This window comes from Paenibacillus sp. FSL R5-0887 (genome assembly GCF_038002305.1).
In the GTDB taxonomy this organism is placed as follows: Bacteria; Bacillota; Bacilli; order Paenibacillales; family Paenibacillaceae; genus Paenibacillus_AQ; species Paenibacillus_AQ odorifer.
In genome coordinates, this window is sequence record NZ_JBBOCE010000002.1 from 978,282 (window position 1) to 1,004,736 (window position 26,455).

Below are 26,455 nucleotides of genomic sequence, written 5' to 3' on the forward strand. Positions count from 1 at the left end.
TTAACCCCACTTCTGGATCAGCTCCCGGCAAAGTTCACCATAAGGCTCCCCGATTCCGGTCACCGTAATGATTCGTTCCTCCGGTCCAACTGTTTCCATGTATATATGCATATGCCGCGGCGGCATTAAATCCGTAATAATACTACTCCATTCTACCAAACAAACACCCTGACCATAGAAATACTCATCCAATCCAAGCTCATCTGCTTCCTGAAGTGAAATCCGATATACATCCATGTGATATAACGGCAGACGACCTTCGTACTCTTTAATAATAGTAAAAGTAGGACTGTTTACGATCCCTTTCACTCCAAGATGGCGAGCGTAACCTTGCGAGAAGGCCGTTTTTCCTGCGCCTAGATCACCGTCCAAACCGATAACCATGCCTGCCGTTGAAGCAGCAGCTATTGCACTTGCCAGTTGCTCCGTATCCTGCAGATTATAAGAACGGTAAGTGAACACCGTTTCGACTGTTTTGTCCAACTACAACTACCACCTTTTAAAATATACCTGTCGAAAACCATTACATTCAATTATATCGGTATGGTCCATCCACCGCAACAACTGTCCCTGCCCATTGTTTAAGCCGAAGGAGGTACAGCCCTCTTCTTCACTTGCGTGGTTAAGCTGAATTTCGATACCGAACGCTGCGAGATTGGGTGGCTTCGACTGCCGCTAATCCGCTCATGCTGCTCCTACCATATCTGTAGCCTGAAAGAATAATACTGTGGCAATAACTCCTGAACACAGCGCAACAATAATGGACTGTCCTGCCTGATCCAATATATTGGTTTAAATCTTACACCGTCAACCTTGATGTCAGTTATGCTCCAAATCAAAAAGAGACCTTTACGCAAACTTAAGCATAAAAAGTCTCTTTTTTTAAAAACTATAATTCAGCTTTAACGTACGCTCTAAGTAGACCTTTGTTAGTGCTCTTGCTCTTCGAGTCGTTCAACACCCACAGTGTGCGTATTGGTTGGTCGAGAGCCAACTTGTACCGTAGCCATTCCGTTCTCTTCATCCACATGTTCAATCCATACAGGCTCCCCATCCAAATGTACACTTACAGTTTCTTTAGAAGCATAAATATCCTGTGCCCGTTTGACGTCCACAACTGTTCTCCTCCTTTATCTTTCCTAAAGTTTACGATTCTAAGGGTGACGTATCTTCGAGGGTTCGTTCCGCATCTAGCTTTTCCGAATCGGAAACCTGACTGGCCTCCGTGGACGCAATAATGCTCTCCCAATCCACAACTGTGGCCGGAATATCCTGCTCGCTCAGCGCATCGCTCCATTCGTTATCTCTTGGTTCCATACCTTAGATTCTCCTCCTCAACTTCACAGGTCCGAGTTTATTTTTTCCCAAGCTTCTCAAAAAATGCACCCGGCTAGAAAAGCCTTTCCTGCCTCATACTAACCCAAAGCAAATCAACTTAGATCAGGAGGTGTTTCTCATGCATACCGTTTGGAAAGGAGCCATCAGCTTCGGGCTTGTGCATGTTCCGGTTAAAATGTTCTCCGCTACGGAAGACAAGGACATTTCTCTGCGTTATATCCATAAGGAGTGTGGCAGCCCGCTGTCGTATGTACGCAAATGCCCGGTGTGTGACAAAGAGGTAGCTTGGGAAGAGATCGGTAAAGGATATGAGTATGAAAAAGGGAAGTTTGTGCTCTTCGACAAAGAGGAATTGGATCAACTATCCGACGAGACCAGTAAAAGCATCTCCATTCTCGACTTTGTAGACCTGACGGAGATCGATCCGATTTATTTTCAAAAAACCTACTATTTATCCCCGGATCAGGCAGGCTCAAATGCTTATCGACTTCTTATGGAGGCCATGAAGCAGACAGGTAAAATTGGTATCGCCAAAATTTCAATCCGCTCAAAAAGCAGTCTGGCAGCGATCCGTGTGCTTGAGGATTGCCTTGCGATTGAGACCATTTTTTATCCTGATGAGGTGCGGCCGATCTCGCAAGTGCCTGGTCTGCCCGAAGCAGGGACAGTGAACGATAAAGAGCTGGAAATGGCTAAGCTGCTGATCTCACAGCTATCCACTCCTTTTGATCCGGCAAAATATACCGATGATTATCGCCAGCGTATGCTTGATCTGATCTCACATAAAATTGCAGGCGAGGAATTTCATATCGCTCCTGCTAAACAGGAAAGCAATGTGATTGATCTAATGGCTGCCTTGCAGGCTAGTATTCAAGCTGTGCAGCATATTCCTTCAGACCCTGGTCCTTCATTAACAGGCAACACAAAAACCAAAACTAAAGCGGCTCCTGCTGCCAAAAGAAAAACAGCCAAGACCAAAACAACCGCCGCGGAACCTGCGGAGCAGCAAAACGAGGTCTCCGGGCCGACTCCAGTCATCACGCCAAAACCGAAACGCCGCAGCACGAAAAGCAAAACAACCGTATCTTAGGAGGCTCTGCGGATGAAGCTTCAGCCCATTATTCCTTTTGAACCTATACTGGCTGGGCAGCTTCCAGCAGGTGACCAGTGGATCGCACAAATTAAATGGGACGGCGTACGGATGTTGTCCTATTACGATGGAAGCACTACTCAGCTTATTAACAGACGTGGCAATTACCGTACCACGCAATATCCAGAACTTATTGATGTATCTGCTTACTGCAAGGCTGACTCCGTGATTCTTGATGGTGAGATTATCGCGCTCAAGGACGGCAAACCCTCATTTCATGAGGTGATGCGGAGGGACAGTTTGAAAAACGGTTCCACGATTTCCGTCGTTAGGCATCAGGTTCCTGTCATTTATATGATATTTGATATTCTGTTTTATAATGGCCAATCGACGATGGATCAACCATTATTCTTGCGGCAGCAGCTGTTAAGTGACATTCTGCTGCCGCATCCCCATGTTCAAGCTGTGCCAAGTTATACCGATCCTACAGAACTGTTCGCCGCCACTCAGAACCAGGGCTTGGAAGGAATCGTCTGCAAGGACATCAACAGCACTTATGCTCCGGGCGGAAAAGATAAACGTTGGCAGAAACGCAAAATCAGTTCTGATATTACAGCTGTAGCCGGGGGTGTGACGTTCCGTGACGGTATCGTCAACGCACTGCTTCTTGGTCTTTATGATGATAAAGGAAATTTGCATTATATCGGACATGCCGGTCCGGGAAAATTGACTGTGCAGGATAAACGCGACTTAACTGCGGAGGCACACCGCCTTAAGCTGGATCGGATGCCCTTTGCAGATGTTCCACAACGAGGTAAGGGTGCTTTTTGGATAAAGCCGGAGCTCGTCTTCAAAGTTCATTTTCTGGAATGGAACACCTCGGGCACTCTGCGTCAGCCTGTTACTCAAGCTAAAGTGAATCTTCCCCCGGAGGCATGCACAATGGAGCAAAAAGGATAAAAGAACGTCCTCCCAATCTGAAATGGGAGGACGTTTCTTATTGTGCTGTAAAACTTGTTACAAGGGCCTCAAGCTCTGCCTTTGTCTGCGCAGTATTTTTTGTACTCGTAAGTGTATAATCGACACTTCCATCAGCACTGGACCATACCAGCTGGACTTTAAGATCACCCTGATGAGGCCCAAAAACTGTGTAAATCGCCTCAACCCCGTTGATGGTCAAGCTCTCATCCTGATCCCCAGGCAGCTGGGCCAAAGTCACCCCTTCCGGTAGCGTGTATGCAGGTGCAGATCTTAAATTCAATCTCTCTCCATTTCGTAGATAGGTGATAGAGGTTTCTGTATTGCTCCACTTCAAGCTTTGCGAAATCACCTTTTTACCACCAGCTTGGGCTTTAACTTTTAACTGATCCCTAAGGGTTTTATACTCTGAGCTAAAAAACATTGGAATCACTGGATTTAAAACGACATCCTGTAACTTATAATCCTCTGGTAGAGAAGTAGGTATCAGGAGTGACTTCCCGCTTAATGAAAGTAACTTCTGCGCCGCTTCGTTTATAGAACTGAATCTATATGGCATATAGCTTATACTCAAGGTTTCATGTGGATTAGATTTCTTATCATTTACATACAGGATCTTAAGTTCGCCTGCTTGTAAGGGAACTGTATTTTCTTTGGCAATCAAAGCTTCAATCGTTGAAGATATGGGCGTATTCTGCTCAACGGGTGCGGTAGCTTTACTTTTATTATTACTCCCCGCAGGCACTGCGCCTGCTGTTCCACTCACCGCACTTATCAATACTAATAAGCTTAAGGCTGTAATCGCCGCGCTTTTCTTAATCATCATTATAATATCCTCCTTTAGCCCCTTGGTTATTTGATCATGGTTTTAGCTACCGCCAGCATTTCATTTGTCGTCAGCGTACTGGCCCGATTGTCTGAAAGGGTATATTGTATCGTGCCTGAGTTATCCAGCCATACTAGCTTTGTGTTAAAGCTTGCGTCTTTAGCGGAATCAGTTGTAAGTACTACTTTCCTGCCGTTGACCGTTAATTCTTTTTTAGATTCCGAGGCTCTTACAAAAGGTACCGCTCCTTCCGGAAGTTTGGCGGGCGGCGACCCAGTTACAATGCTAAAATTGGCTTTTCCTTTGGCATACAGCTGCATAGACAAATTCGTCTGGTTCCAGCTGATGATTTTACTAAACAACTGTTTATTAGAATTACCAGCAACCGCTGCTGCCTTCAATTCCTGCTCTAGTTGCAAATACAGCTCTGAATCATTAGCTACAGCCGGTGGATAGATGATGGCTCTCGCCAGAGTGAAGCCTTTAGGAAGATTTCCGGGCTGCGGAATAGACGGACCCCTTAGCGCTTTAAACTTCGCAGCAAAGGATTTATAGTCCTTAAAAACAAACCCTTTGCCAGAGAAGCTGATCGCATCCTGTGGATTGGAGACTTTATCCCGTACGTAGTAGGCCAAAAGCGTACCTTCCTTCACTCCAGCTACGAGTGCCTGCAATTCCTTTTGGGTCTTCTGATCGGTTTGTGATGCAACCTGCGCTCCTGATGCCGCCGCAATTGTAAGAGACAAGCCGGGTACATCCACACCCCCGGCCACTCCTGTTCCCAGCAAGATTGCTGCAGAGAACGCGATAACTGTTTTTTTGAAATCAGAATGGAGCTTCAATTTCTAACATCCTCTCCTTCAATAAGGTAAATGTATTTTCACCCCTGTTTTTTAACTACACTTCTATAACAATCCAACATTAGAAAAAGGGACATTTTTTCACAAAAAAGAGGCTGTCCCAAAAGCCATGAAATAGTTGCTTGGGAAAGCCTCTTTTTTGTTCTTAACATTACAAGTGACGCATCAAGTGACGCATCAAGTGATGCTCCTAATGATGCAATAAGTGAGCACTTTTAGAACAATTGGGGAATTTCTCCCTAAACCTCAGATATTTCTGTTCATTGGACCTATAATTAGGGAAAACTTCCCTGAAATTCAGCCAATTCGGCAACGAATAAAGCAATTCTCCTGATTATTAGGGAGGAATTCCCTGATTTCGTTCATTTAGAGCAAATAGCGGCTATTTTCAGGGAGTTTTTCCCTAATTAGTTTAAAGCATTCTATACATTGCACAAACACAGAACGTATCGCCCATAGTCCACCGTCACATATACCACTAATTCCACAAATCATCTACTGCAAGCCGCACGAAAATCATACATAGCACATCGCACATCGCCCACCGTCCCAACCATTAGCATAGAACTCTACGCGTGGCATATCGTCACATGGCACAGTAAAATCCATTATTCCCCTATTCCATAAAAAAGCTGCCTCCCAAGTAGAATTCACTACTTTTGAGACAGCTTCTCCTAATGTACAGTTAGAACAGTAGCTAGTGAATAAAACTGGTGGCAATCTTTTGCCATTGCTCACGAGTCAGTTTACTCTCCTGCTTGTCGCTTAGAGAAAAAACCATCTGGGTGACTTCATCATACCAATACAATCGATTCTGAGAAGACCAAGCATTCTTCCCTTTTCCAGTACCCGCCGCGATAAATATTGCCTCTTTACCTGTACCTGTCACAGACCATTTTTCAGCAGTCTGGCCTTCCAAGATAGACACTTGCATGGTATAACCCTTAAAAACACTCTGCCTTAAGGATAGTGTAATTCTTTGATCTCCGTTGTGGTAGGTAACCTCAGCATTATCTATGGAATTTGCAGCTATCTTCTCCATAAACAAGTTTTGTCCAGTTTTATCGGTTGTAGCCTTTTTTTGAAATTGTTCAAGGATTTCTTCATATTCTGTGTCTAGCGACTTGTATAGGGGAGCTGCATTAAAAGTTCCTTGCTCGAATTCATAACCATCAGCTAACGAGGAAGGCAACCCTGGCCAGAAATCGCCAACCGTTTTTAATTCTTTTACGAAGTCTTGATATTTCGAATACACCGGCGAAATAAAAGCAAACTGCAATTGATTTCCATAGCCTAACCCTAACTCCAGCTTATTTAATTCAGCATCCTTCACATAATAAGCAGCCATTTCCCCAGTGTTTAAACGAGCAAGCACTTGCTCTTTATAAGTCATAGATAAGCTCTGATACTTTTCTATCGCAGGCGAGGTTGTCGGATCAGGCGTATTATTATGCACCGTCTTCACAACAGCCTTCCCTCCGCTGTTCACTAGTGTAATAATACCACCTTGGGGTTTTGAGATATCAATTGTAACCTGGCTACCTTGTTCCGATAAATCTCCATCAGCAGATAGCTGAAAAGCACCCAACCCGATAATCCCTAGCAATACAGCCGCGGAGACTCCAGTGAGCACTCTTTTTCTAAACCTAGACGGGTGTTGGGGCATCTCTTTTTGCTTCTGCATAATAGGATCTTCCGGTTCTGGAAACGGATTCAGCTCGATAACGATGTTCGTCCTTTCACCGTCAATCCTATTCTGTTGTTCATGAATTGCTCTTACCCGCTTCATAACAGCTGCTTTTACATCCAGCTCTTCGCAGCTCCCTACCGCATCCATTTTCTTGATCATTTTCTCTTCAACAAAGCCTCGTTGCCGCACCATTCCGTTCCCCCTTTCTGAGCATTCAGCATTTTGCCAAGCTTCGTAATCGTTCGCCTGTATTTTTTCTTCACAGCATCAGTATTCTTATCCAGAATCTCCGCAATCTCCGGGAAGCTCTGTTCCTCAAAGATTCTAAGTACTAACAGGTTTCGCTCCTCTGTCTTCAGCTTCTCGAGGGCAAAAGTCAGATGTTCGTTAAATATGTAACGGTCCATCAACTGTTCCGGGCTTTCTGCAGGCGGATCTGGTTGAAAAAGCGCCATAAACTTTATTTGGCTTTGACGTTTGCGGATCAGACTGAGGCAATGATGGTAGGCAATTTTATATAGCCATGAAGAGAAGCTCGCGATAGGGCGGTATGTGCCTATATGCTGATATGCCTTTACCAGAATTTCCTGTACTGCATCCTCCGCTTCAGTACGGCTCCCAAGCAGCCGACAGCAATAGCGGTAAATCGGCTTTTGAAAAGCCTCGACGATCAAGGCGTAGGAATCTACCTCGCCTGACTGTACCCGAACAACAGTGTGCTCGATCCCGTCCAAAATCAGCAAACTCCCCTTTCTCATTAACGTATATCCTTATAAGTCTTATGATCATCCAAAAGGGACACTTTGGGAATATTTTTTTCATGAAAAGGAGCAGACTGACACATAATACCTTCATTCCTATCACAGAAAGGAGTTTCCCCGATGCCGGCAGCGATCAAAGGTACAATTACCATAGACGGAGAAGAAATCATCATCACTAACCCAGAGAAGCTGCTATGGCCTGAATGTGGCATTACCAAACGGATTTATCTGCAAAAGCTCGCTGCACTCTCTCCCTATCTGCTGCGTTATTGCCGAGACCGGCTGCTTACCGTCATTCGTTATCCGCACGGCATCACTGGAATGTCCTTTTATCAGAAAAATGCGCCTGATCCGCTTCCGGCCTTTGTCCAAACCGCTGTGCACGAGAATATTAACTATATCAAGCTGCAAGGGTTACCTGAGCTGATTTGGCTGGGAAATCTCGCCGCTTTGGAATTCCACCCTTCCCTGCATTATGTAGGCAGCGAGCTGCCCTGTGAGTGGATGATTGATCTTGATCCGTCACTTGAAATCGAACCTCGTATCATGGAAGCAACTGCGATCGTTGGGGGGGTCTTAACCTCCCTTGGCCTCTCCTCTGTACCCAAAACCTCCGGTGCTACCGGGGTGCAAATCATCGTCCCTATCGAGACTGGCGTTACTTTTGATGGATTGCGGAAAATCGGGCATTTTGTGGGTCGTTATGTCACCGAAAAGCATCCCAACCTGTTCACCCTGGAACGTCTAAAAAAGAATCGCGGAGATAAAATTTATTTTGACTACCTTCAGCATTATAGCGGCAAAACATTAGCTGCACCTTACACACCACGCGCAAGACCATTTGCTACAGTTTCTACACCCTTGCTCTGGGAGGAGGTTCAGCAAAATGTATCTCCCTCTAATTTTCATCTGCTCAATATCGAGGAACGCCTTCTGCGTATGGGAGATCTTTTAGAGAAAGTGCCCCCACAGCCCGTTGAACAGCTCATTGCTAAGCTCCCATAAAGGAGCAATCCCATAGAAAAAAGACCCTAAAAACAGCAATAAGCCCGCAGCATCAACTACATGCTACGAGCTTATTTGGCGTCCCACTCAAGGACAGAAGGTATACTATATAAGAATACGGCAGGCCGAGCTTTGTTCACCGTATTTATTGCTTTTTTATCCGTAAAAATACCTTCTTTCAGTTAATGATACTTAAGAGCTACGCTAGTGGATGGATTTCTTCTTGAAGCGGCCACCTTTAACATCATGGATGTTACCTATTGCGATGAATGCATCAGAATCCCAATCTTCAACAATGGTTTTAAGCTTAGCTTCTTCCAGACGGGTGATAACTACAAAGATCACTTTCTTGTTCTCACCGGAAAATCCGCCTTCTCCATCTAAATAAGTAACACCACGTCCAAGACGCTCTGTCAGAGCTTCCCCGATATCGCGGAATTTATCACTGATAATCCATACTGATTTCGATTGATCCAGACCCTCAAGGGTGATGTCAATAACCTTAAATGCAATATAATAAGCAATCAGGGAGAACATCGCGTTATTCCAACCGAACACAAATCCAGCTCCGGACAAGATGAACAGGTTGAAGAACATAACTACTTCACCTACAGAAAAGGGAAGCTTCTTGGCTACCAAAATCGCAACAATTTCTGTACCGTCTAGAGATCCCCCGAAACGTACAACCAATCCAACACCTACACCTAGAATGATACCGCCAAACACGGCAGCAAGCATCGGTTCAACTGTAAAGGCCTCTACATGATGCAGCATTGAAGTGCCGATAGACATAAGTAAAATCGCATATAAGGTAGATAAGGCAAATGTCTTACCGATTTGCTTATAACCGATTAACAGGAACGGAAGGTTGAGCAGTGTCAATAATATACCCAGAGGAATGTCAAATAAATGTGATAAAATAATGGAGATACCGGTAATCCCGCCATCAATCATTTGATTAGGTACTAGGAATATCTCAAGTGCAACAGCCATCATGGCGGCCCCTACGGATAACATGATCATACGCTGCGCGAACTTAGCCATTTTATGGGCACCGGTCTTCTGCAGTTTGTTCTGCTCCTCTTTGGTAAACATTTGTGGACTCACATTCATAGAACTCCCCCTACAATTTAACAGTATAGTTTTGAAACATTCGGAAGTATAACTACAATCTATACTTTCTTACATTTCTTCTTATACAATTATTATATCACAAAATATGCTCTAATAATGAATGGAACACGTACTATCCTTCGAAAAATTCAGATTTAGTCCTCTTTCCGGTCATAACAGCGGTGATAACAACTGACATAGCCCTTCACCGAGTTTGACAATTCTCCCTCTCTCCTTAAATTTTACAGGATCAATGAATTCACTGTTCTTTTGATCCTTTTCAAACCCCGCAACTAGCTCTGCTATCGTCTCAGGATGCAGCAAAACCGCTGTCATTTCGAAATTAGAATAGAAGCTGCGCATATCCAGATTCGCACTTCCCACCGTACCCAGCAGATCATCCACAATCATGACTTTGGCATGCATAAATCCTTTGGTGTAGCGATAGAACTTCACGCCTGCATCTTGTAAATTCTCCAGATAAGACAAAGAAGCATGATAAACAAGCTTATTATCAGGCTTTGCCGGAATGATGATTCTAACATCCACTCCACGAAGGACTGCACTCTTCAAAGCACGACAAATCGCAGGATCCGGAATAAAATACGGTGAAGTAATCCAGATCCGTTCCCTAGCAGAGCAAAAAGCGGCAAAATACATCTCCTGAGAAGCATCGATCGCAGCATCCGGTCCACTTCCTACAATCTGCACGGCCTCTTGCTCCTTGCAAGAGTGCTCAGGGAACAAACGAGGATGACTCATACCTTCACCAGAGGCCAGTCTCCAATCCTTCAGGAAGACATACTGAATATAATAAACAGAATCTCCTTCTAAACGCAGATGGGTATCGCGCCAGTAACCCATCTTGGCGTCCTTTCCTAAGTAATCATCACCGATATTCATTCCCCCCGTAAAACCAATCAATCCGTCCACCACTAGGATCTTCCGATGATTGCGGAAATTAAACCGACGATCCAGTAAAGAACTAATCGGAGGTAAAAAAAAGTGGAACTCCACCCCGGCATTTCTCAGGGTTCGAATAAACCTACGGCTTAATCGATGACTGCCCAGTCCATCACAAAGCAAACGCACCTTTACTCCCTGCCGCGCCTTTCGAATCATAACGTCCTGAAACTGTTCTCCGATCTCATCATCACGATAAATATAAAATTGCATGTGGATATGTTCTTTTGCCTCTTCCATGGCTTCCAGCATAGCGTCGTAAGCTTCTCTTGCAGTTGACAGCACTCTGCTTTTGTTATGGCCTGTAATAGGCCCTTCCGAGAGCTTTGCAAGCAAAACCAATAAACCCTCGTTATTCTCAAACTGAGCGTTTCCAGTATCCGACGCTTGTTTTACTACCTTAATCTTACCAGTGACATACGAACGGATTTCCCGGAAGAGTGAAGTACATCTTTTGTTCAATTTTCTATTCTGTCTGTAGTCACGACCTAGAAAATAATAGAATGCCAGACCGAGCGGTGGACAACAGAAGGAAATAAACAACCATGCTATAGCCCTTTGCGGGCGTCGGTACTCCAGAAATACAATCAATGCAATCTGTATGATAAAAAGAATTAGAATTATCGCGAAAATCTTCAATTCTCTACCCCCTCAATTAATAAAAACAGATGCAATAGACTCTCTGCGATGACTCTAGTACAGGTTTTGCCGTAACTCTCCTTCTTTATTCAAACAAACCGTTGTCATGTTCCTGAAAGATATGGAATACATAGAGTAGTAGGACAATTCGGATGAGCCTAATGGAAGAAAAGTCGTTAGCCTCAGGTATCGCAAGCGGCTGCCATAAGCCGCAGAAAGGAGAAGCCATGAAGAGTCAGCCAGATCATAAACGGATTACGCTGCTTGTCGTAAGGGATGCCGGACGTCCAGTCAAACAGCTCCACATCTCCAAACCGCTAGCGTTCGCCTTACCGGCAGCAGCAGCCCTGTCTATCTCCAGTCTGGTCACCTCTATGCATTTCCATGCCTCTCAGTCCATCTCACAGCTAGAAGCCGAGGCAGCCGCACTATCGCTAACCAATCTCCGCATGGAAATGAAGGTCGCCGACAAGGATAAAGATTTAACACAGCTTCGTAGCCAGGTCAGCGAACTTTCGGAAGAGGCAGATAACATTAAAGACAAGCTGAAGAGTGTAAATGCACTGGAACAGGAGCTGCAAGCATTGATTAACAAAAGCAAAGGTGCTGCTGCCGCTACAGACACGAATGAATCTCAACCGGAGAAATCCGCAACAGAAAAATCAAAAGCTGGATCGGCCACTTCAAATTCAACATTAGGTTTATCGAACCGTCTTTCTTCTCCTGTTCCTAAAGAGACTTCCTTTAAGCAGAGTACAGAAGAGAACTCATCTTCCACTTCTCTATCCGCCATAAGTTTCCGCTTTGGGGCCATCACCGCAGCCCTTCCAAAAACACTCACCCCGCAGGTTGGTGGAGAATACATCGCGGTGTATCAGAACGACGCTACGAGCTTGGTGGAAGAAACTAAGGATGACTTTGAGGAGATTCACGGGATGCTTGATGAAATGGTGGAAAGTATCACACAGACGATCACACAGGCAGAGCACGAGAATAACGTACAGGCAAATCTGCAAGCTCAAAAGGCCCGTGCAGAAAAGGCTAAACTTAACGCTGTACCGCTCTGGCCTACCGAGTCCAAAGTCATTTCTTCAAGCTTCGGCTACCGCTCAGATCCATTCAAAGGTTTGTCTGCGTTCCATTCCGGTGTCGATATTGCTGGGAACATCGGTGATCCTGTATATGCTGCCTTAGATGGCGAGGTTATTACTGCGGAACAAATGGGCGCACGCGGAAAATACATCGTGATTAAGCATTCAAATGGATTGGAAACCTGGTACATGCATTTGAACGGAATGATCGTATCTGCGGGAGACAAGGTTAGCAAAGGGCAGAAAATCGGCTTGCTTGGAAGCACTGGCCGAAGCACAGGTCCTCATCTTCATTTTCAGGTTGTGAAGCAGAATAAAACAGTCAACCCTTTGGCGTATGTCAAACCCTAAAGGGTTGCATTTAATTTCAAAATAGGAGGAATTTATAAATGTGGAACAAACGGCAGCAGCGTGTCCCCTTTAAATCTACCGATTCCCTAATTGGGCATGGAGGAACACTGGAGGGTAAGGTGCAATGTGATACAAACCTGCGGATTGAGGGTACCTTTAGCGGTGAGATTATTTGCAGTGGTGTCGTGACTGTAGGAGAAGAAGGAACAGTGCGCTCCAGTATTAAAGCGGAAGAAATCGTGATTGCCGGCAAAGTATACGGGGATGTTACGGCAGATCGCAGACTCATTATGACCGGAACCGGAGAATTGCATGGCAATATTTCAGCAGGAGCACTTAGCATTATGGAAGGCAGCCTCCTGAATGGCTCCATTGCCATGCAAGAACAGCCCACCTCTGAAAAAGCAGGTGAGCCCAAAAGTAATATGAAAAAGGACAAGGCAGCCAAGCGCTCCTCCAAAGCTCAAGGAACACTTGAGGCCGGCTAGACTTATTTCTATGAAGCAACGTCCCTTTTACGGAAGACAATCCAGGAAATGGCCAGGAATAGGATATAGTACACCGCTAATACAGCTATGGAGAAGCCAAGTGTTGAGCCCCCCGGACCCGTATCCGACAATAGGTAACCTCTTAGATCCATATGTGTGAAGATCAAGTATTGGGCCCATTCAAACCGTTCTGGACTAAAAATAACCGTAAAAATACTCTTGGCAAACATAATAAATAAGGATAATCCAATAGCCAGCCCACTTGCGCGGAATACGCTAGATACCATGAAAGCCAGAGCAGCAGTCAGGAAAAGCTCAATGTAACGACATAGGAGATCTAGGAAGGAATATTCCGCTGGACTCCAAGCCGTAATGGATGACATCGTATCTCCCGAAGATGAGGAGAAGATTAACGAAGCACCAAACCCAAAAGCAATCAATACTGCGGTGCTAAGCAAACTGAATAACACCATGGAAATATATTTCGAGAGCAGGATCTTGGAGCGACTCCACGGGCGAATCAGCAGCAGCTTAATGGTTCCCCAGGTAAATTCGCCCGCTACGGAGTCAGAAGCCACTACAACGGTAAAGATTGTATTCAAGAAGAACGCAATACTCACCGTCATCTGAAAGTTGTCCCAAAGCCCCATAAGCGATGAATCGCCTTCGCTTGTGAAATAAATAAGCGCAGGAAGCAGCACGCTCATCACTGCAAGAATAAGCAGCATAATCCATGTGCGGACACGGCTGTATATTTTGATATTCTCATTATGTATGAGAGCTGTAAACTCACCCAATTCCTTCACCTCCTGTAACCTCTAAGAATTGATCCTCCAGCGTACGGGCAAGGGTTCTGATGTTATACACCTTAATCCCACCTGCCACTAGCTTGGCATTTAATTCTGCAATCTCCTCACGCTCTGCCTCAAGCACAAGTCCCCCACTCTTAAATACTCCACGTCCAATGAGGGCTAACGCAGCCTCAGCATTATCAACCTCGAACAAGGTTTCTCCCAGAGGCATTACAGTATTGCCTACCCCTTTCAGCTGCTTCACATCCACCAGTCGTCCATTTTGGATAATCGCAACGCTGTCACACATGAGCTCCATCTCGGAAAGTAAATGACTGGAGACGAATACAGTTGTTCCTTCTTCCTGACATAAACGGCGTAAATAGTCTCGGAGCTCGCGTATCCCTTGTGGGTCCAGCCCGTTGGTTGGCTCATCTAGAATCAGCAGCTTGGGTCTGTGCAGCAGTGCTTGAGCCACTCCCAGCCTCTGACGCATACCTAGCGAATAGGTCTTAACTTTGTCATGAATTCTTTGACCTAGTCCGACTAGCTCGACAACCTCATCTATCCGTTGCTTTGTTACCCCTGGCACCATCCGTGCATATTGGCGCAGATTCTGATAACCGGTGAGGAACTTGTACATCTCTGGATTTTCTACAATGGCCCCTATATTTGCGATAGCCTCTTCAAAATGGTTTTTAATACTACGGCCACAGATCAAGATGTCTCCACGACTAATGGAAATCAACCCTACCATCATCCGTATTGTAGTAGTCTTACCTGCTCCGTTGGGTCCCAAAAAACCGAAGATTTGTCCAGGCGGGATGTCCAGCGTTAAATCGCTCACCAGCGTTTTCGAGCCGATTTTTTTGGTGACTCCCTGCAGGCGGGCAACAGGCTCCATCAATATTTCTGTATTCGACATAGTCTCACTTCCTTTCATCTATAACCTAGTTTACCACATATACCCTTTTTTTCGAAAATCACTAGAGGATAAGAGTCTGCCAGCTAAAAAAGGAACCTGACTTCTCCGGTATTAGGAAGAGTCAGGTCCCCTTATTCATTTAGTTCCTATTTCATTCAAGAACAACAGTTTAACCGCCAACACGGGCAAGCTCGCGCATATTTGCTTCAAATGCAGCCATCAACGCAGCTTCTCCGGTCAATCCGGTTTGTTCTACCTTGCGAATTTGCTCCATCATCCGTTTGTAATCCTTCGGAATGACACGAACGAAGTTCGGCAAGCTATCTGCCCACTGATTCAGTACTCGTGCGCCAGCCGCACTACCTGTAAGCTCGGTATGGCGGATAATCAGCTCACGCAGCTCTTCGATCTCCTCAGACTCTTCCACTCTCTCGAGCAGTACCATTTCGAGATTGCAGCGGCCGATGAAGGTTCTATCTGGGTCGTAGACATAAGCGATACCGCCTGACATCCCTGCCGCAAAGTTACGGCCAGTTTCACCAAGGACAACCACTCGGCCTCCAGTCATGTATTCACAGCCATGGTCACCCACGCCTTCTACAACAACCTTCGCTCCGGAGTTACGGACGGCAAAACGTTCACCAGCGATACCGTTAATATAAGCTTCTCCACCTGTTGCACCGTAGAATGCAGTATTTCCGATAATGATATTGTCCTCAGCAGCAAAGGTAGCTTTCGGAGATGGCTTGATAATAATCTTACCACCCGACAATCCTTTACCTACATAGTCATTGGAATCTCCTTCCACCGTAAGCGTGATTCCCTTAGGCACGAATGCACCCAAGCTTTGACCAGCAGAACCGGTGAAATGAAGCCGAATCGTATCATCCGGCAAACCTGCGGCCCCATACTTGCGGGTCAGCTCGCTGCCAAGGATAGTTCCGACGGCACGATTAACGTTCGTGATTGGCAGTGATGCCTCAACAGCCGTACCTGATTCCAGTGCAGGTGCTGCCAGGTCGAGCAGCTGCGAAACATCCAGTGTCTCTTCCAGACCATGATTCTGGTATTTACTGCGGAAGCGTGTGCTTCCTTCCGGTAATTCCGGTGTATGCAGCAGGCTGCTCAAATCTATGCCTTTCTTCTTCCAATGCTTCGACGCCTGAGTTGCGTCTAGACAATCGGTACGGCCTACCATCTCTTCAATTGTACGGAAGCCGAGACTTGCCATAATTTCACGTAGATCCTGTGCCACGAAGGTCATAAAGTTAACTACATGCTGCGGATCACCGGTAAAATTCTTACGAAGATCCGGATTCTGTGTAGCTACACCAACCGGACAAGTATCCATTTGGCAGACACGCATCATTATACAGCCAACAGATACTAGCGGAGCAGTGGCAAAACCATACTCTTCGGCCCCAAGCAATACAGCTACAGCCAAATCGCGGCCGCTTAGCATTTTACCATCTGTTTCCAGAACTACACGGTCACGCAGATTGTTGAGCATCAATGTCTGATGGGTTTCAGCCAAGCCAAGCTCCCACGGAAGACCCGCATGACGAATGGAGTTCATCGGCGATGCCCCTGTACCTCCATCATAGCCACTAACCAAGATAATATCAGCGCGCCCTTTGGCTACACCCGCAGCAATCGTACCCACTCCAACTTCCGATACGAGCTTAACATTAATGTTTGCACGTGGATTTGCATTTTTCAGATCATAGATCAGCTCTGCCAAATCCTCGATAGAGTAAATATCATGATGCGGTGGAGGTGAGATCAGACCGACACCTGCTGTTGAGCCACGTACTTCAGCGACCCAAGGATAAACTTTACGTCCCGGAAGCTGTCCACCTTCCCCTGGTTTAGCACCCTGAGCCATTTTAATCTGGATCTCATCAGCGTTAACTAGGTAGTTCGAGGTAACACCAAAACGTCCAGAAGCTACTTGTTTAATCGCACTGCGACGTGAATCACCATTGCTATCCGGAATATAGCGGGCTGGATCTTCGCCACCTTCACCTGTATTACTCTTACCACCGATACGGTTCATCGCAATGGCCAGTGTCTCATGTGCTTCCTTACTAATGGAACCAAAGGACATTGCACCCGTCTTAAACCGTTTCATAATGGACGATGCAGATTCTACTTCTTCCAGTGGAATCGGTTCATAGGCTGACTTGAATTGCAACAAGGAACGAAGCGTCAATTGCTTCTCGCTTTCTCCTTGAACAAGGGCAGCATATTTCTTGTACATATCATAATTCCCGCTACGCACAGAGTGCTGAAGCAGATGAATCGTCTGTGGATTGAATAGATGCTCTTCCCCATCATTACGCCATTGATAATCGCCACCGGAGTCAAGCACCTTATCATTTCCGTCTTTTTCTGTAAAAGCACGGTTATGATGGATAAGCGCCTCAGTTGCCACTTCCTCCAGGCCAATCCCCCCAATCCGGGAAGGTGTCCAAGTAAAGTAACGATCCACGAACTCAGAGTTCAGACCGACAGCTTCAAAAATCTGCGCACCGCGGTAAGATTGAATCGTCGAAATTCCCATTTTAGAAAGAATCTTAACTACGCTCTTAGTCGCAGCTTTAATATAGTTCTTCACTGCTTTTTCATGCGAGATTCCCCGCAATAAGCCTTGGCCGATCATGTCATCCAAGCTTTCAAAAGCCAGATAAGGGTTTACTGCACTCACACCATAACCGAGCAGCAACGCATAATGATGGACTTCACGTGGTTCACCGGATTCCAGCAAAATACTAACCTTCGTCCGTGTTCCTTGGCGGATCAAATGGTGATGCAGACTCGATACCGCAAGCAGAGCTGGAATCGCAGCATTCTCACTGTCCACACCGCGGTCAGTCAGAATCAGAATGTTATGCCCTTTAGCCATAACACGGTCAGCAGCCTCGTTCATGCGCTCAAGCGCGATGCGTAATCCTTCTGACCCAAGCTCAGCCGGGAAAAGAATTGGAATAGACATCGATTTGAAGCCTGCACGGCGAACATGGCGAATCTTAGCAAAATCTTCGTTCGAAAGAATTGGCGTTTGCAGCGAGATCTGGCGGCAGCTTTCCGGTTCCGGTTTAAGCAAATTACGCTCTGGTCCAATCGTAGTCGTTGTGGATGTAACCAGCTCTTCACGAATGGCATCGATGGGTGGATTCGTTACCTGAGCAAACATTTGTTTGAAATAGTTATAGAGACGTTGCGGGCGGTCCGAAAATACGGCGAGTGGAGCATCATAACCCATGGAACCGACAGCTTCAGCACCAGTAGATGCCATTGGCTCAAGCACCTTGCGCAAGTCTTCAAAAGTATAGCCGAAAGCCTGCTGTAGCTGTTGTACATTGTCATGCTTAGGATTTGGCAGTTCAGGTGCATCCGGAAGCTCATCAAGACTGATCAAATGCTCATCCAGCCACTGGCGATAAGGCTTCTCAGAGGCGATAGCCGATTTAACTTCCTCATCAGAGATAATGCGGCCTTCCTTCGTATCCACGAGCAGCATGCGGCCAGGTTTCAGGCGGTCTTTATATAAGATGTCCTCTGCTGGAATGTCCAGTACACCGGCTTCTGAGGATAAAATAATCATATCGTCTTTCGTTACATAATAACGAGCAGGACGCAGGCCGTTACGGTCCAGAATAGCGCCGATTTGTATCCCATCGGTAAAGCCCATTGCAGCAGGCCCGTCCCATGGCTCCATTAGAGTACTGTGGTATTCATAAAATGCTTTTTTATCAGCATCCATACTATCATGATTGCTCCATGGTTCAGGAACCATCATCATGGCTACCTGTGGCAGGGAGCGTCCGCTCAAATAGAGAAACTCAAAGGTGTTATCGAACATTGCAGTGTCCGATCCATCCGGGTTAATAACAGGCTTGATCTTGTTCAGATCTTCACCAAACACTTCGCTCTTAAACAATGACTGGCGCGCATGCATCCAGTTCACATTACCACGCAAGGTGTTGATCTCACCGTTGTGGATCATAAAGCGGTAGGGATGCGCACGTTCCCAGCTTGGGAAGGTGTTCGTGCTGAAACGGGAGTGAACTAACGCGATCGCTGATTCCAGCTCTTCGTTCTGCAAATCCAGGTAGAATTGTCCGACTTGTTCTGTAGTCAGCATGCCTTTGTATACAATCTTACGGCACGACAAGCTTGGAATATAGAAGGATTCATCCTCTTCTGCACCACCGTAACGAATGGCAAGCTCTGCACGTTTGCGGATTACATAAAGCTTACGTTCAAAAGACAACTCATTCGTGACCGAAGCCGAGCGGCCGATAAATACTTGACGCACAAAAGGCTTAGCAGCTTTCGCTGTCTTGCCAAGCATTTCATCATAGGTAGGCACATCACGATAGCCGAGTACTATTTGACCTTCTTCAGCAATAATATTGCTTAAGAGAGCTTCATGCTGCGCCCGAACTTCTTCGTTATGAGATAAAAAGATCATGCCCACGCCATAATGGCCTTGTTCCGGCAAAGCAAAGCCTAGCTTCTGAGCTTCGCTTGCAAAGAAACGGTGCGGAATTTGAAGCATGATACCTGCTCCGTCACCAGAGTTGGGTTCGCTACCTTGGCCTCCCCGATGCTCCATATTAAAGAGCATTGTCAAAGCATTACTTACGATATTGTGAGACGGTGTGCCTTTAATATGAGCTACAAATCCCATGCCGCAAGCATCTTTTTCGAACTGGGGATCATACAGGCCCTGTTTTACGGGCAGTTCAGTGTGTTTCATCGAACGCAACCTTTCTATTATAAAGTATGCAATGTGTTAGGAAAATTTTTCACATGAAAATCTTAATAATTATTCAATCCAGATTAGTGCTATTATTTTATCACCGAGGTATCATCAGCGCAATTTAAACTTTTTTATGATGCTGATTAACAATTGTTTTTGCATCACAGCTTTAGCGAGTAAAAGTTTAAAAAAACTTCATGTTGCATAATTATACATAAATAACGCATAAGTGCATATGCAATGAAAGCGTTACAAGATTTTTCACTCCTTCTAATATGTTTGCAAGAAAAAGGGTTTTTATGATTTTAAATCAAAAAAAGCGTCTCCCAGAGGAGACGCTTTTTTATACTTTTTTTTCAAAAAATTTATCAGTTTATACAGTCAAAACTTGTTCACTATTCACTCCAACTTCATTCTCACGGCTACGAGTCATGAAGTAAGCGAAGGTAAGAGCAAGGAATCCAAGACCAAAGATTGCCAGGATACCTACATCTCCCCACATTGCACTGAAATCACCTGTAGAAATTACTGCTTTGAGACCACTAACTGTGTAAGTCATTGGAAGCAGTGGATTAAAGAATTTCATCCAGTCAGGGATCAATTCAAGTGGGAATGTTCCGGCACTAGTTGTTAATTGGAAAATCAGAATAACGATAACAACGAAACGTCCCGGTTGATCCATCCAAGTAACAATCGCTTGAACTACCCATGTGTAAACTAAGCTTGTTAAGAATGTAAATACGAAGAATAGCGGTTTACTTTGTACTTCCAGTCCAAGTCCGTACAATACAACCACAGCAGCCAGCATAGACTGGATGAAGCTCATGATTGTGAAGGTAAGCGTACGGCTGATGAAACGGTTCATACGGCTAGCACCAAGGACAGCCGAATCACGCATTGGAATAACAATTGTTGAAATCAAAGCACCTACAAACAATCCAAGGGATAGGAAGTAAGGAGCAAAACCTGTACCATAGTTCGGAACATGATTCACAACTTTATCCTCAACCACAACTGGTTGTGCGAACATTTCCATCATTGCATCTGTTTTGTTCACACTGCCTGTTTTTTCAGCAGCATCGCCAAGCTTAGTTGCCAGTTCTGTTGATCCAGATTTCAGATCATCCATACCATCTTTCAGCTCGCCTGCGCCATCAGCCAGTTTTTTCGAACCATCTGCTACCGCACTGATACCGGAACCTAGTTCGCCTACACCGCTAAGCAGTTTTGAGGTACCATCACCAAGTGCTTTACCGCCTTCAGCCAGCTTGCTGCCTCCAGCTGCAGCTTCTTTAAGCTTCGCACCAAATTGTTGCATTCCTGCATTCAGCTTATCGCCACCAGCTACAAGTGCAGATGCGCCTTGTGCCAGTTTTTGTTGTCCTGTCAACAGCTGTGTGCTACCAGCATTTAATTGCTTAGCTCCATCATGCAACTGAGTTACACCAGCAGCTAACTGCTGTGACCCCGAGTGCAGTTGAGTTGCACCTTGTGCCAGTTGCTCTTGCCCACTGTGGAGTGCAGTAGCACCCTGTGCCAGCTGCTCTTGGCTTTGTTGCAGTTGCTCACTGCCTTGTGCCACGGCTGCACTAGCTGCCAGCAGCTTCTGTACCGCTGGATTTTGTGCCAGCTCAGGACTAGCCTGTGCCAATTGCTCCAATCCTTGAGCTACCGCTTTAGCACCCTCAGTTACCTTCGTGCTGCCTGCGGCGGAAGCTTGCAAACCCGCTTCCAGTTTCGCGCTGCCATCTACGGAAGAAGTTAAGCCCGCTTCCAGCTTCGCGCTGCCATCAACTAAAGATTGTGTTCCTGCTTGTAGTTTAGAAGTACCATCCACAGCAGACTGTGTTCCCGCCTGAAGCTGTGTAGCACCTGTTACAGCTTGTTTCAAGCCGTCACTAAGCTGTTTACTGCCGGCAGAACTTTGGGCAACACCGTCTTGAAGTTGCGTATGTGCAGTAGACAATTGTTGCAATCCGCTTGCCAACGTGGTTGATCCTGTTTTAAGCGCCGTAGCACCTGCATTCAAATCAGTCACGCCTTGTGTAAGGGGTTCTACACCATTTTGAAGTTTACCTGTACCATCTGTCAGTACAAGTAGATTATCTTTCAGCTTCAAGGCTCCGTCATCTAGCTTACCAGCGCCATCAGCGATCTTGGAAGCACCATCTCCGGCTTCGCCCAATCCATCAGATACTTCTGTAATCTGATTGAATACAGACTCCACATAAGCTTCTGTTACTTTAGCAGATACTTTATTTTTAATTTCTGCTACAGCCGTACCACCGATCTGACCAGCCAAGAAGTTATAACCTTCATTTGGCTCATAAATAATTTTTGCCGGCTGTGGTTCATCATCCATAAGAGTAGTAGCTTTGGCAGAAAAGTCTTCCGGAACAATGATCGACATATAATAAGTATTGTCCTTCATTCCTGCTTCCGCTTCTTCAAGGGAAACGAAGTTCCACTGGAAGCCGTCGGTTACCTTCAACTCTTCTATAAGATCATTACCGGCTTGTAGTTGCTTGCCTTCATAATTAGCGCCGACATCCTGGTTGACCACAGCAACCGGAAGTTCATTCATCTTGCCATACGGATCCCAGAATGCCTTCAGGAAGAATCCGCTGTACATCACCGGAATAAATAGGATAGCAATCATTGGAATCAGCACCTTCGGATTTCTAAGGGCTGCGCCAAGATCCTTGGTAAATACGGATAATGATTTCATTCTGGTTCTCTCCTTATGAGCTTATGCTCTCTTTAAAATGCTTTGTTTGCGAAATATTACGTAACACTAAGTGACTGTTTTCCCCATTCGGTCAATTCAGGGTATAAAAAAATGCCTTGCGGCTCTTCTTCAATGCCTAATCATCTTGAGAATTGTTAAGGGAAAGCGAATCGAGTGATGCTGAGAACGCCATCCCTATCCTGAATCAACCCTTACTGTGCCAATCCTTCGGCGAGAAACAAATGAAAATACATCTTGATCTGTTCCTTGTCCAAGGGAGTATGTGTTTTATTCAGTTCAGCAGTCAATACAATATATAATCTGAACATGACTACCGAGACGATTTTGGGATCGCAAGGTTTGATTTCTCCCTGTTGGAGCGCTTGTTGCACCTCCCGTTCTAAATATTCTAAAACTACGTTCTCGATCTTCTCGAGTCCTTCTCCAGCCTGCGGCGTACCGAATTCGCGATTCTCCTGGGAAAGTTTTATGAATAGCTCCTGCTCACTTCGAAACTCAAGCAGAGCATCCAGCACACGATGCAAGTTATCAAAGAAAGGTCTGTCTCGCCTGATCTCCCGTTCAGCTATCGTCTTCATTTCCATCATCATATCGCGCAGGATCTCGTCAAACAATTGCTCTTTGTTTGTAAAAAAGGTGTAGATGGTTCCCTTACCGACATTTGCAATCTTAGCAACCTGATCCATTGTAGTTGCCTTATAGCCAAATAATGAAAAAGATTTCGCTGCGGCCTGAAGCACCTGCTGTCTTCGATCCACCACTGCCACCTGTGCACACTTCCTTTCTCCAGAAAATATCGTTCCCGCTGACTTCTGACCACTTTACTAATCCGGTCAATTGGTCATTCACTACTTTATCATGTTGTTTTCTAGTTTGCAATACTTTGGGCGAACCTTTTATTTTTTTATTTATTGCAGGGTTTTAACTTTCTATTTACGTCTTACTTGTATAATGTGAGTATAGTATAGATTTCCTAGTATAATTAGAAGAAGGAAAGCATTTCTATAGAAAAGGAAAGTAGCAGGTGAACTTATGCGAAAGAAAAGAGTACTGCTGTTTTCGGAAGGCTTCGGTACGGGCCACACAGGAGCAGCCTATGCTCTGGCCGAAGGAATAAAGCTGCTGAATCCGGATGTCCAGTGCCGAGTCATCGAGCTGGGGAAATTTCTTAACCCGACGGTCGCCCCTTGGATTCTTTCCGCTTACCGCAAAACAGTTAGCAGCCAGCCTAAGCTGGTCGGCATGATGTATAAGACACAATATCATAAATCATTGAACCCGTTGACTAAAATGGCGCTTCACCGGATTTTTTATACACATGCTTCACAGGTGATCGAACAGCTAAAGCCTGATTTGATTATCTGCACTCATCCCATTCCGGCTGCGGTCATTTCCAGACTAAAGCGTCGTGGATTAAATGTGCCTCTGTATACATTAATTACAGATTATGATGCACATGGGAGCTGGGTAAATTCCGAGGTCAATCGTTATCTCGTATCTACCCCACGCGTCAAATCCATTCTGACAGGCCGTGGGATCGCTCCAGAGCTAGTAACCGTCACTGGCATCCCAGTGCATCCAAAGTTCTGGGAACGCTCCAACAAGACGCTGCTGCGCAAGGAACTGGGATTGGCTGATATCCCAACCGTACTCATTATGGGTGGAGGCTGGGGGTTAATGTTCGGCAAAGAGATTATGCATTCCCTCACCGCCAGAATGGATGATATTCAGCTCGTGTTCTGTATGGGCAGCAATGAGAAGCTAATCGCCAAAATGAAGTCCAATCCACTGCTTAATCATCCCAATGTTAAAATTCTGGGATATAGCAGTGAAATCAATAAATTGATGGATGCCTCAGACCTGCTGATCACGAAGCCTGGAGGGATGACCTGCACAGAAGGTCAGGCCAAAGGAATTCCGATGCTTTTCTATAAAGCTATTCCAGGTCAGGAAGAGAAAAACTGCCAATATTTCGTAGAGCTTGGGCTGGCAGAGGTGCTCGACTCGGAAGTAGTGAACAAATGGTTCACTATGATGCTTCGTGAATATTCAGTTCTGGAAGAGCAACGCAGACGACGTCTCGCTCCAGATAAACATCAACCGCAAAGCTGTGCGACTACTGTTCTGAAGATGTTAGGTAACCCCGTAAGCGAGGCAACTGAAATCAGAGGCTCTAGAGCGCAAGCACGTAATGAAGAACCTGTATGTATTACACCTTAAAGAATAAGCAGGTAGTCAGGGAATTTCTCCCGGCTACCTGCTTTTTTTAATATAAATCGGGTTGGTTTAAATTTCTACACTCTCACCAGCTTTAAGCGGGAAACCTTCTACTCCCTCTTGGTGCAGGCGATCGCAGAAATCAGCACCATCCTGAGCAATATCCGGAAATGTATTGTAATGTAGCGGGATCACCTTATCCGCCCGCAGCCAGCGTGCGGCCAGCAAGGCGTCATCTGGTCCCATGGTTAGCATATCGCCTATAGGCAGAGCTGCCAGGGCAATCGCATTCCTTTCTCCAATGAGGCGCAGATCGCTGAATAGCGCGGTATCCCCCGCATGGAAAATCGTCTTGCCCTCAATCGTCAACAAAATCCCCGCGGGTTGTCCAGCATAAATCCAAGAGTCGCCCTCCTGAATGGATGAGGAATGAAATGCCTGCGTAAATTTCACAGTCATCCCGGCATAGGTATGACTACCACCTATATTCATGTGCTTTACTTGTGCACCTTTCATCCGGCAATATTCGGCAAGCTCAAACACCGCAAAGATCGGACAATCATTCTGCTTGGCAATTTCGACAGCATCTCCAAAATGGTCAGAGTGGCCGTGAGTAAGCAGAACGGCATCAACTGAAATATTGGCAGGTGAAATACCGGAGTTCGGATTGCCTGACAAAAAAGGGTCAATAATAACCTTCACGTTCTCCGTCTCTACCAGCAGAGCTGAATGTCCATAATAAGTGATTTTCATGGTTATCTTCCACCTCCAGATTCATATAGTTTAGTTTACCCTATATAGCGCTGAGGTTCACAGATCCACCAAATTTATTTATAAAAAGTATGATTGCCAATGGTTTTAACATAAGTCTGTGTATGATGTACGGTCAGATCCTGTGCAAGTTTTAGCGACAAGAAAAAGTAAGTATTATCGGGAACTTCCTTTACTCCGGAGAGTGCAGCATTCACCGCTTTAATACTATCATCGTTAGGCTTCACACGGTTAAGACGCCCGTTAGCTACAGGGCTGAACTGGCTCTTCTGATAAATAACCTTATATATCGTGTCGGGGAAATTGGCTGACCGCAGCCTATTCAGAACAACGTTGGCAACTGCCACCTTGCCCTTGTACGGTTCACCTTCCGCCTCTGCCATTACAATTTTTTGTAGCAGAAGCAGTTCTTCTTCGGATACAGCGTAGCGCCGGGTTGCTTTACTTTGCTGCTCCTGGCTTAATAGCTCTGTCCGAGAGAAGTACAATGTTGTGAGGGGATGTTTCTGAGAAGCCGAGACTGTCTTCGCTGTCGCCTGACTACTCTTTGTTGCTGTTTCCGCCAATTGCGACGCTTTTTGCGCAGCTGGCTTGGATTGTACTACATCAGCCTTCACCCGAATAATGGAAACGTTCGATGTGTTTTTTGTGTTTTTTTGTTTTAATTTTTTTACACTAAGCCATTCCACACCCTTCGCCGGTTTCCAAGCGGAACTTAAAAGACTGAATGTGTTATTAAGCTTATTGGCTTGTGTAACTTCAGTAATGCCCCTCGTAATGCTACTCGTTATACTAGACTTCGATTCATCTTGCAAAAGAGAAAGTACGGATGCACGGCTAGTGGATTGCAACTTATCCATCTGCACCCTGTCCATCTTCCCTTCCGCAACTTGTTCGGGTTGCAATAAGCTTATGGCAGAGAAACACACTAGTATAACGCCAACGAGCAACGCAATATAGCGGTTTTGTTTAAAAATTAACATGATATTCCTCCTATTTCACGGCACATTCCTATTGTATGTAACCGAAAACGGAAGCTTT

At 45.5% G+C, this 26,455-nt stretch carries 22 protein-coding genes and 1 pseudogene; 6 read left to right on the forward strand and 17 right to left on the reverse strand.

The window, feature by feature from the left end; all coding sequences use genetic code 11:
- The 4 genes and pseudogenes from tsaE to MKY14_RS22400 all read right to left on the reverse strand — a co-directional run bounded on the left by tsaE (position 1) and on the right by MKY14_RS22400 (position 1,317).
- Positions 1-483: a tRNA (adenosine(37)-N6)-threonylcarbamoyltransferase complex ATPase subunit type 1 TsaE gene (tsaE, locus tag MKY14_RS22385; protein WP_076302849.1), complete on the reverse strand. Its 483-nt coding sequence runs from the start codon at positions 481-483 to the stop codon at positions 1-3.
- Between the two features lie 154 nt (positions 484-637).
- A pseudogene (locus MKY14_RS22390) lies at positions 638-780 on the reverse strand (multidrug resistance efflux transporter family protein); the annotation flags it as partial.
- A gap of 149 nt (positions 781-929) precedes the next feature.
- Positions 930-1,115: an H-type small acid-soluble spore protein gene (locus MKY14_RS22395; RefSeq protein WP_036676525.1), complete on the reverse strand. Its 186-nt coding sequence runs from the start codon at positions 1,113-1,115 to the stop codon at positions 930-932.
- A 31-nt stretch (positions 1,116-1,146) separates the two neighbouring features.
- Complete coding sequence (locus MKY14_RS22400; protein WP_175617343.1) at positions 1,147-1,317, reverse strand: hypothetical protein; 171 nt, start codon at positions 1,315-1,317, stop codon at positions 1,147-1,149.
- A 139-nt stretch (positions 1,318-1,456) separates the two neighbouring features.
- Between MKY14_RS22400 and ku the strand changes: the two genes are divergently transcribed.
- Positions 1,457-2,428 (forward strand): non-homologous end joining protein Ku, encoded by a 972-nt coding sequence (ku, locus tag MKY14_RS22405; RefSeq protein WP_076185058.1) that lies wholly within the window; start codon positions 1,457-1,459, stop codon positions 2,426-2,428.
- A 12-nt stretch (positions 2,429-2,440) separates the two neighbouring features.
- On the forward strand, positions 2,441-3,388 hold the full coding sequence (locus MKY14_RS22410; protein WP_076185057.1) for an ATP-dependent DNA ligase: 948 nt from the start codon (positions 2,441-2,443) through the stop codon (positions 3,386-3,388).
- A 37-nt stretch (positions 3,389-3,425) separates the two neighbouring features.
- On the opposite strand, the gene MKY14_RS22415 is transcribed toward MKY14_RS22410, so the two are convergent.
- The 4 genes from MKY14_RS22415 to MKY14_RS22430 form a co-directional block, all read right to left on the reverse strand.
- Positions 3,426-4,232, reverse strand: coding sequence for a hypothetical protein (locus MKY14_RS22415; protein WP_340977362.1), 807 nt, complete (start codon positions 4,230-4,232; stop codon positions 3,426-3,428).
- Positions 4,233-4,258: 26 nt separating this feature from the next.
- Positions 4,259-5,074 carry a hypothetical protein gene (locus tag MKY14_RS22420; protein ID WP_076302847.1) on the reverse strand — a complete coding sequence of 272 codons (816 nt, stop codon included), beginning with the start codon at positions 5,072-5,074 and terminating at the stop codon, positions 4,259-4,261.
- Positions 5,075-5,789: 715 nt separating this feature from the next.
- The gene (locus MKY14_RS22425) at positions 5,790-6,974 is read right to left on the reverse strand and encodes a hypothetical protein (protein WP_076302846.1); all 1,185 of its coding nucleotides are present in this window, start codon (positions 6,972-6,974) and stop codon (positions 5,790-5,792) included.
- On the reverse strand, positions 6,938-7,540 hold the full coding sequence (locus MKY14_RS22430; protein WP_248547910.1) for an RNA polymerase sigma factor: 603 nt from the start codon (positions 7,538-7,540) through the stop codon (positions 6,938-6,940). The genes MKY14_RS22425 and MKY14_RS22430 overlap by 37 nt, the downstream gene beginning before the upstream one ends.
- 123 nt (positions 7,541-7,663) lie before the next feature.
- On the opposite strand from MKY14_RS22430, the gene ligD reads away from it, so the two are divergent.
- Entirely contained in the window at positions 7,664-8,548 is an 885-nt protein-coding gene (gene ligD, locus MKY14_RS22435) for a non-homologous end-joining DNA ligase (RefSeq protein ID WP_076309554.1), read from the forward strand.
- 204 nt (positions 8,549-8,752) lie between these two features.
- Here the strand turns inward: ligD and MKY14_RS22440 are convergent, their stop codons facing one another.
- The gene (locus tag MKY14_RS22440; protein ID WP_248547977.1) at positions 8,753-9,592 is read right to left on the reverse strand and encodes a YitT family protein; all 840 of its coding nucleotides are present in this window, start codon (positions 9,590-9,592) and stop codon (positions 8,753-8,755) included.
- Positions 9,593-9,832: 240 nt separating this feature from the next.
- Entirely contained in the window at positions 9,833-11,263 is a 1,431-nt protein-coding gene (gene cls, locus MKY14_RS22445) for a cardiolipin synthase (RefSeq protein ID WP_076129238.1), read from the reverse strand.
- 161 nt (positions 11,264-11,424) lie between these two features.
- Here cls and MKY14_RS22450 point away from each other — a divergent pair, with 161 nt between their 5' ends.
- Both MKY14_RS22450 and MKY14_RS22455 read left to right on the forward strand, forming a co-directional pair.
- Entirely contained in the window at positions 11,425-12,705 is a 1,281-nt protein-coding gene (locus MKY14_RS22450; protein WP_076185051.1) for a M23 family metallopeptidase, read from the forward strand.
- 38 nt (positions 12,706-12,743) lie between these two features.
- Positions 12,744-13,193 carry a bactofilin family protein gene (locus MKY14_RS22455; protein WP_038568928.1) on the forward strand — a complete coding sequence of 150 codons (450 nt, stop codon included), beginning with the start codon at positions 12,744-12,746 and terminating at the stop codon, positions 13,191-13,193.
- An 8-nt stretch (positions 13,194-13,201) separates the two neighbouring features.
- Here the strand turns inward: MKY14_RS22455 and MKY14_RS22460 are convergent, their stop codons facing one another.
- The 5 genes from MKY14_RS22460 to MKY14_RS22480 all read right to left on the reverse strand — a co-directional run bounded on the left by MKY14_RS22460 (position 13,202) and on the right by MKY14_RS22480 (position 23,193).
- Positions 13,202-13,990, reverse strand: a complete 789-nt coding sequence (locus MKY14_RS22460; RefSeq protein WP_076185050.1) for an ABC transporter permease — start codon at positions 13,988-13,990, stop codon at positions 13,202-13,204.
- Positions 13,983-14,909, reverse strand: a complete 927-nt coding sequence (locus tag MKY14_RS22465; protein ID WP_232061156.1) for an ABC transporter ATP-binding protein — start codon at positions 14,907-14,909, stop codon at positions 13,983-13,985. Before MKY14_RS22465 ends, MKY14_RS22460 begins: the two co-directional genes overlap by 8 nt.
- Before the next feature lie 169 nt (positions 14,910-15,078).
- Positions 15,079-19,674 (reverse strand): glutamate synthase large subunit, encoded by a 4,596-nt coding sequence (gene gltB / locus MKY14_RS22470; RefSeq protein WP_076194209.1) that lies wholly within the window; start codon positions 19,672-19,674, stop codon positions 15,079-15,081.
- A gap of 376 nt (positions 19,675-20,050) precedes the next feature.
- Positions 20,051-22,405 (reverse strand): YhgE/Pip domain-containing protein, encoded by a 2,355-nt coding sequence (locus MKY14_RS22475; RefSeq protein WP_076129242.1) that lies wholly within the window; start codon positions 22,403-22,405, stop codon positions 20,051-20,053.
- Positions 22,406-22,617: 212 nt separating this feature from the next.
- Positions 22,618-23,193, reverse strand: a complete 576-nt coding sequence (locus tag MKY14_RS22480) for a TetR/AcrR family transcriptional regulator (protein WP_076129243.1) — start codon at positions 23,191-23,193, stop codon at positions 22,618-22,620.
- Between the two features lie 265 nt (positions 23,194-23,458).
- On the opposite strand from MKY14_RS22480, the gene MKY14_RS22485 reads away from it, so the two are divergent.
- A complete protein-coding gene (locus MKY14_RS22485) occupies positions 23,459-24,646 on the forward strand; it encodes an MGDG synthase family glycosyltransferase (RefSeq protein ID WP_076129244.1) in 1,188 nt (395 codons plus the stop codon).
- Between the two features lie 66 nt (positions 24,647-24,712).
- On the opposite strand, the gene MKY14_RS22490 is transcribed toward MKY14_RS22485, so the two are convergent.
- Together MKY14_RS22490 and MKY14_RS22495 are read right to left on the reverse strand one after the other, a co-directional pair.
- Positions 24,713-25,396, reverse strand: a complete 684-nt coding sequence (locus MKY14_RS22490; protein ID WP_076129245.1) for a metal-dependent hydrolase — start codon at positions 25,394-25,396, stop codon at positions 24,713-24,715.
- Between the two features lie 74 nt (positions 25,397-25,470).
- Positions 25,471-26,397, reverse strand: coding sequence for a cell wall hydrolase (locus MKY14_RS22495; protein WP_076137184.1), 927 nt, complete (start codon positions 26,395-26,397; stop codon positions 25,471-25,473).
- Positions 26,398-26,455 lie beyond the last annotated feature (58 nt).

Excerpts from the sequence above, each read along its gene's own strand:
- MKY14_RS22475 (WP_076129242.1), bottom strand. The coding sequence starts at position 22,405 with ATGAAATCATTATCCGTATTTACCAAGGATCTTGGCGCAGCCCTTAGA.
- MKY14_RS22430 (WP_248547910.1), bottom strand. The coding sequence starts at position 7,540 with ATGAGAAAGGGGAGTTTGCTGATTTTGGACGGGATCGAGCACACTGTT.
- MKY14_RS22450 (WP_076185051.1), top strand. The coding sequence starts at position 11,425 with ATGGAAGAAAAGTCGTTAGCCTCAGGTATCGCAAGCGGCTGCCATAAG.
- MKY14_RS22495 (WP_076137184.1), bottom strand. The coding sequence starts at position 26,397 with ATGTTAATTTTTAAACAAAACCGCTATATTGCGTTGCTCGTTGGCGTT.
- gltB (WP_076194209.1), bottom strand. The coding sequence starts at position 19,674 with ATGAAACACACTGAACTGCCCGTAAAACAGGGCCTGTATGATCCCCAG.
- MKY14_RS22440 (WP_248547977.1), bottom strand. The coding sequence starts at position 9,592 with ATGGCTAAGTTCGCGCAGCGTATGATCATGTTATCCGTAGGGGCCGCC.
- MKY14_RS22415 (WP_340977362.1), bottom strand. The coding sequence starts at position 4,232 with ATGATGATTAAGAAAAGCGCGGCGATTACAGCCTTAAGCTTATTAGTA.
- ku (WP_076185058.1), top strand. The coding sequence starts at position 1,457 with ATGCATACCGTTTGGAAAGGAGCCATCAGCTTCGGGCTTGTGCATGTT.
- MKY14_RS22485 (WP_076129244.1), top strand. The coding sequence starts at position 23,459 with ATGCGAAAGAAAAGAGTACTGCTGTTTTCGGAAGGCTTCGGTACGGGC.
- MKY14_RS22410 (WP_076185057.1), top strand. The coding sequence starts at position 2,441 with ATGAAGCTTCAGCCCATTATTCCTTTTGAACCTATACTGGCTGGGCAG.
- MKY14_RS22425 (WP_076302846.1), bottom strand. The coding sequence starts at position 6,974 with ATGGTGCGGCAACGAGGCTTTGTTGAAGAGAAAATGATCAAGAAAATG.
- ligD (WP_076309554.1), top strand. The coding sequence starts at position 7,664 with ATGCCGGCAGCGATCAAAGGTACAATTACCATAGACGGAGAAGAAATC.
- MKY14_RS22455 (WP_038568928.1), top strand. The coding sequence starts at position 12,744 with ATGTGGAACAAACGGCAGCAGCGTGTCCCCTTTAAATCTACCGATTCC.
- MKY14_RS22465 (WP_232061156.1), bottom strand. The coding sequence starts at position 14,909 with ATGTCGAATACAGAAATATTGATGGAGCCTGTTGCCCGCCTGCAGGGA.
- MKY14_RS22490 (WP_076129245.1), bottom strand. The coding sequence starts at position 25,396 with ATGAAAATCACTTATTATGGACATTCAGCTCTGCTGGTAGAGACGGAG.
- MKY14_RS22400 (WP_175617343.1), bottom strand. The coding sequence starts at position 1,317 with ATGGAACCAAGAGATAACGAATGGAGCGATGCGCTGAGCGAGCAGGAT.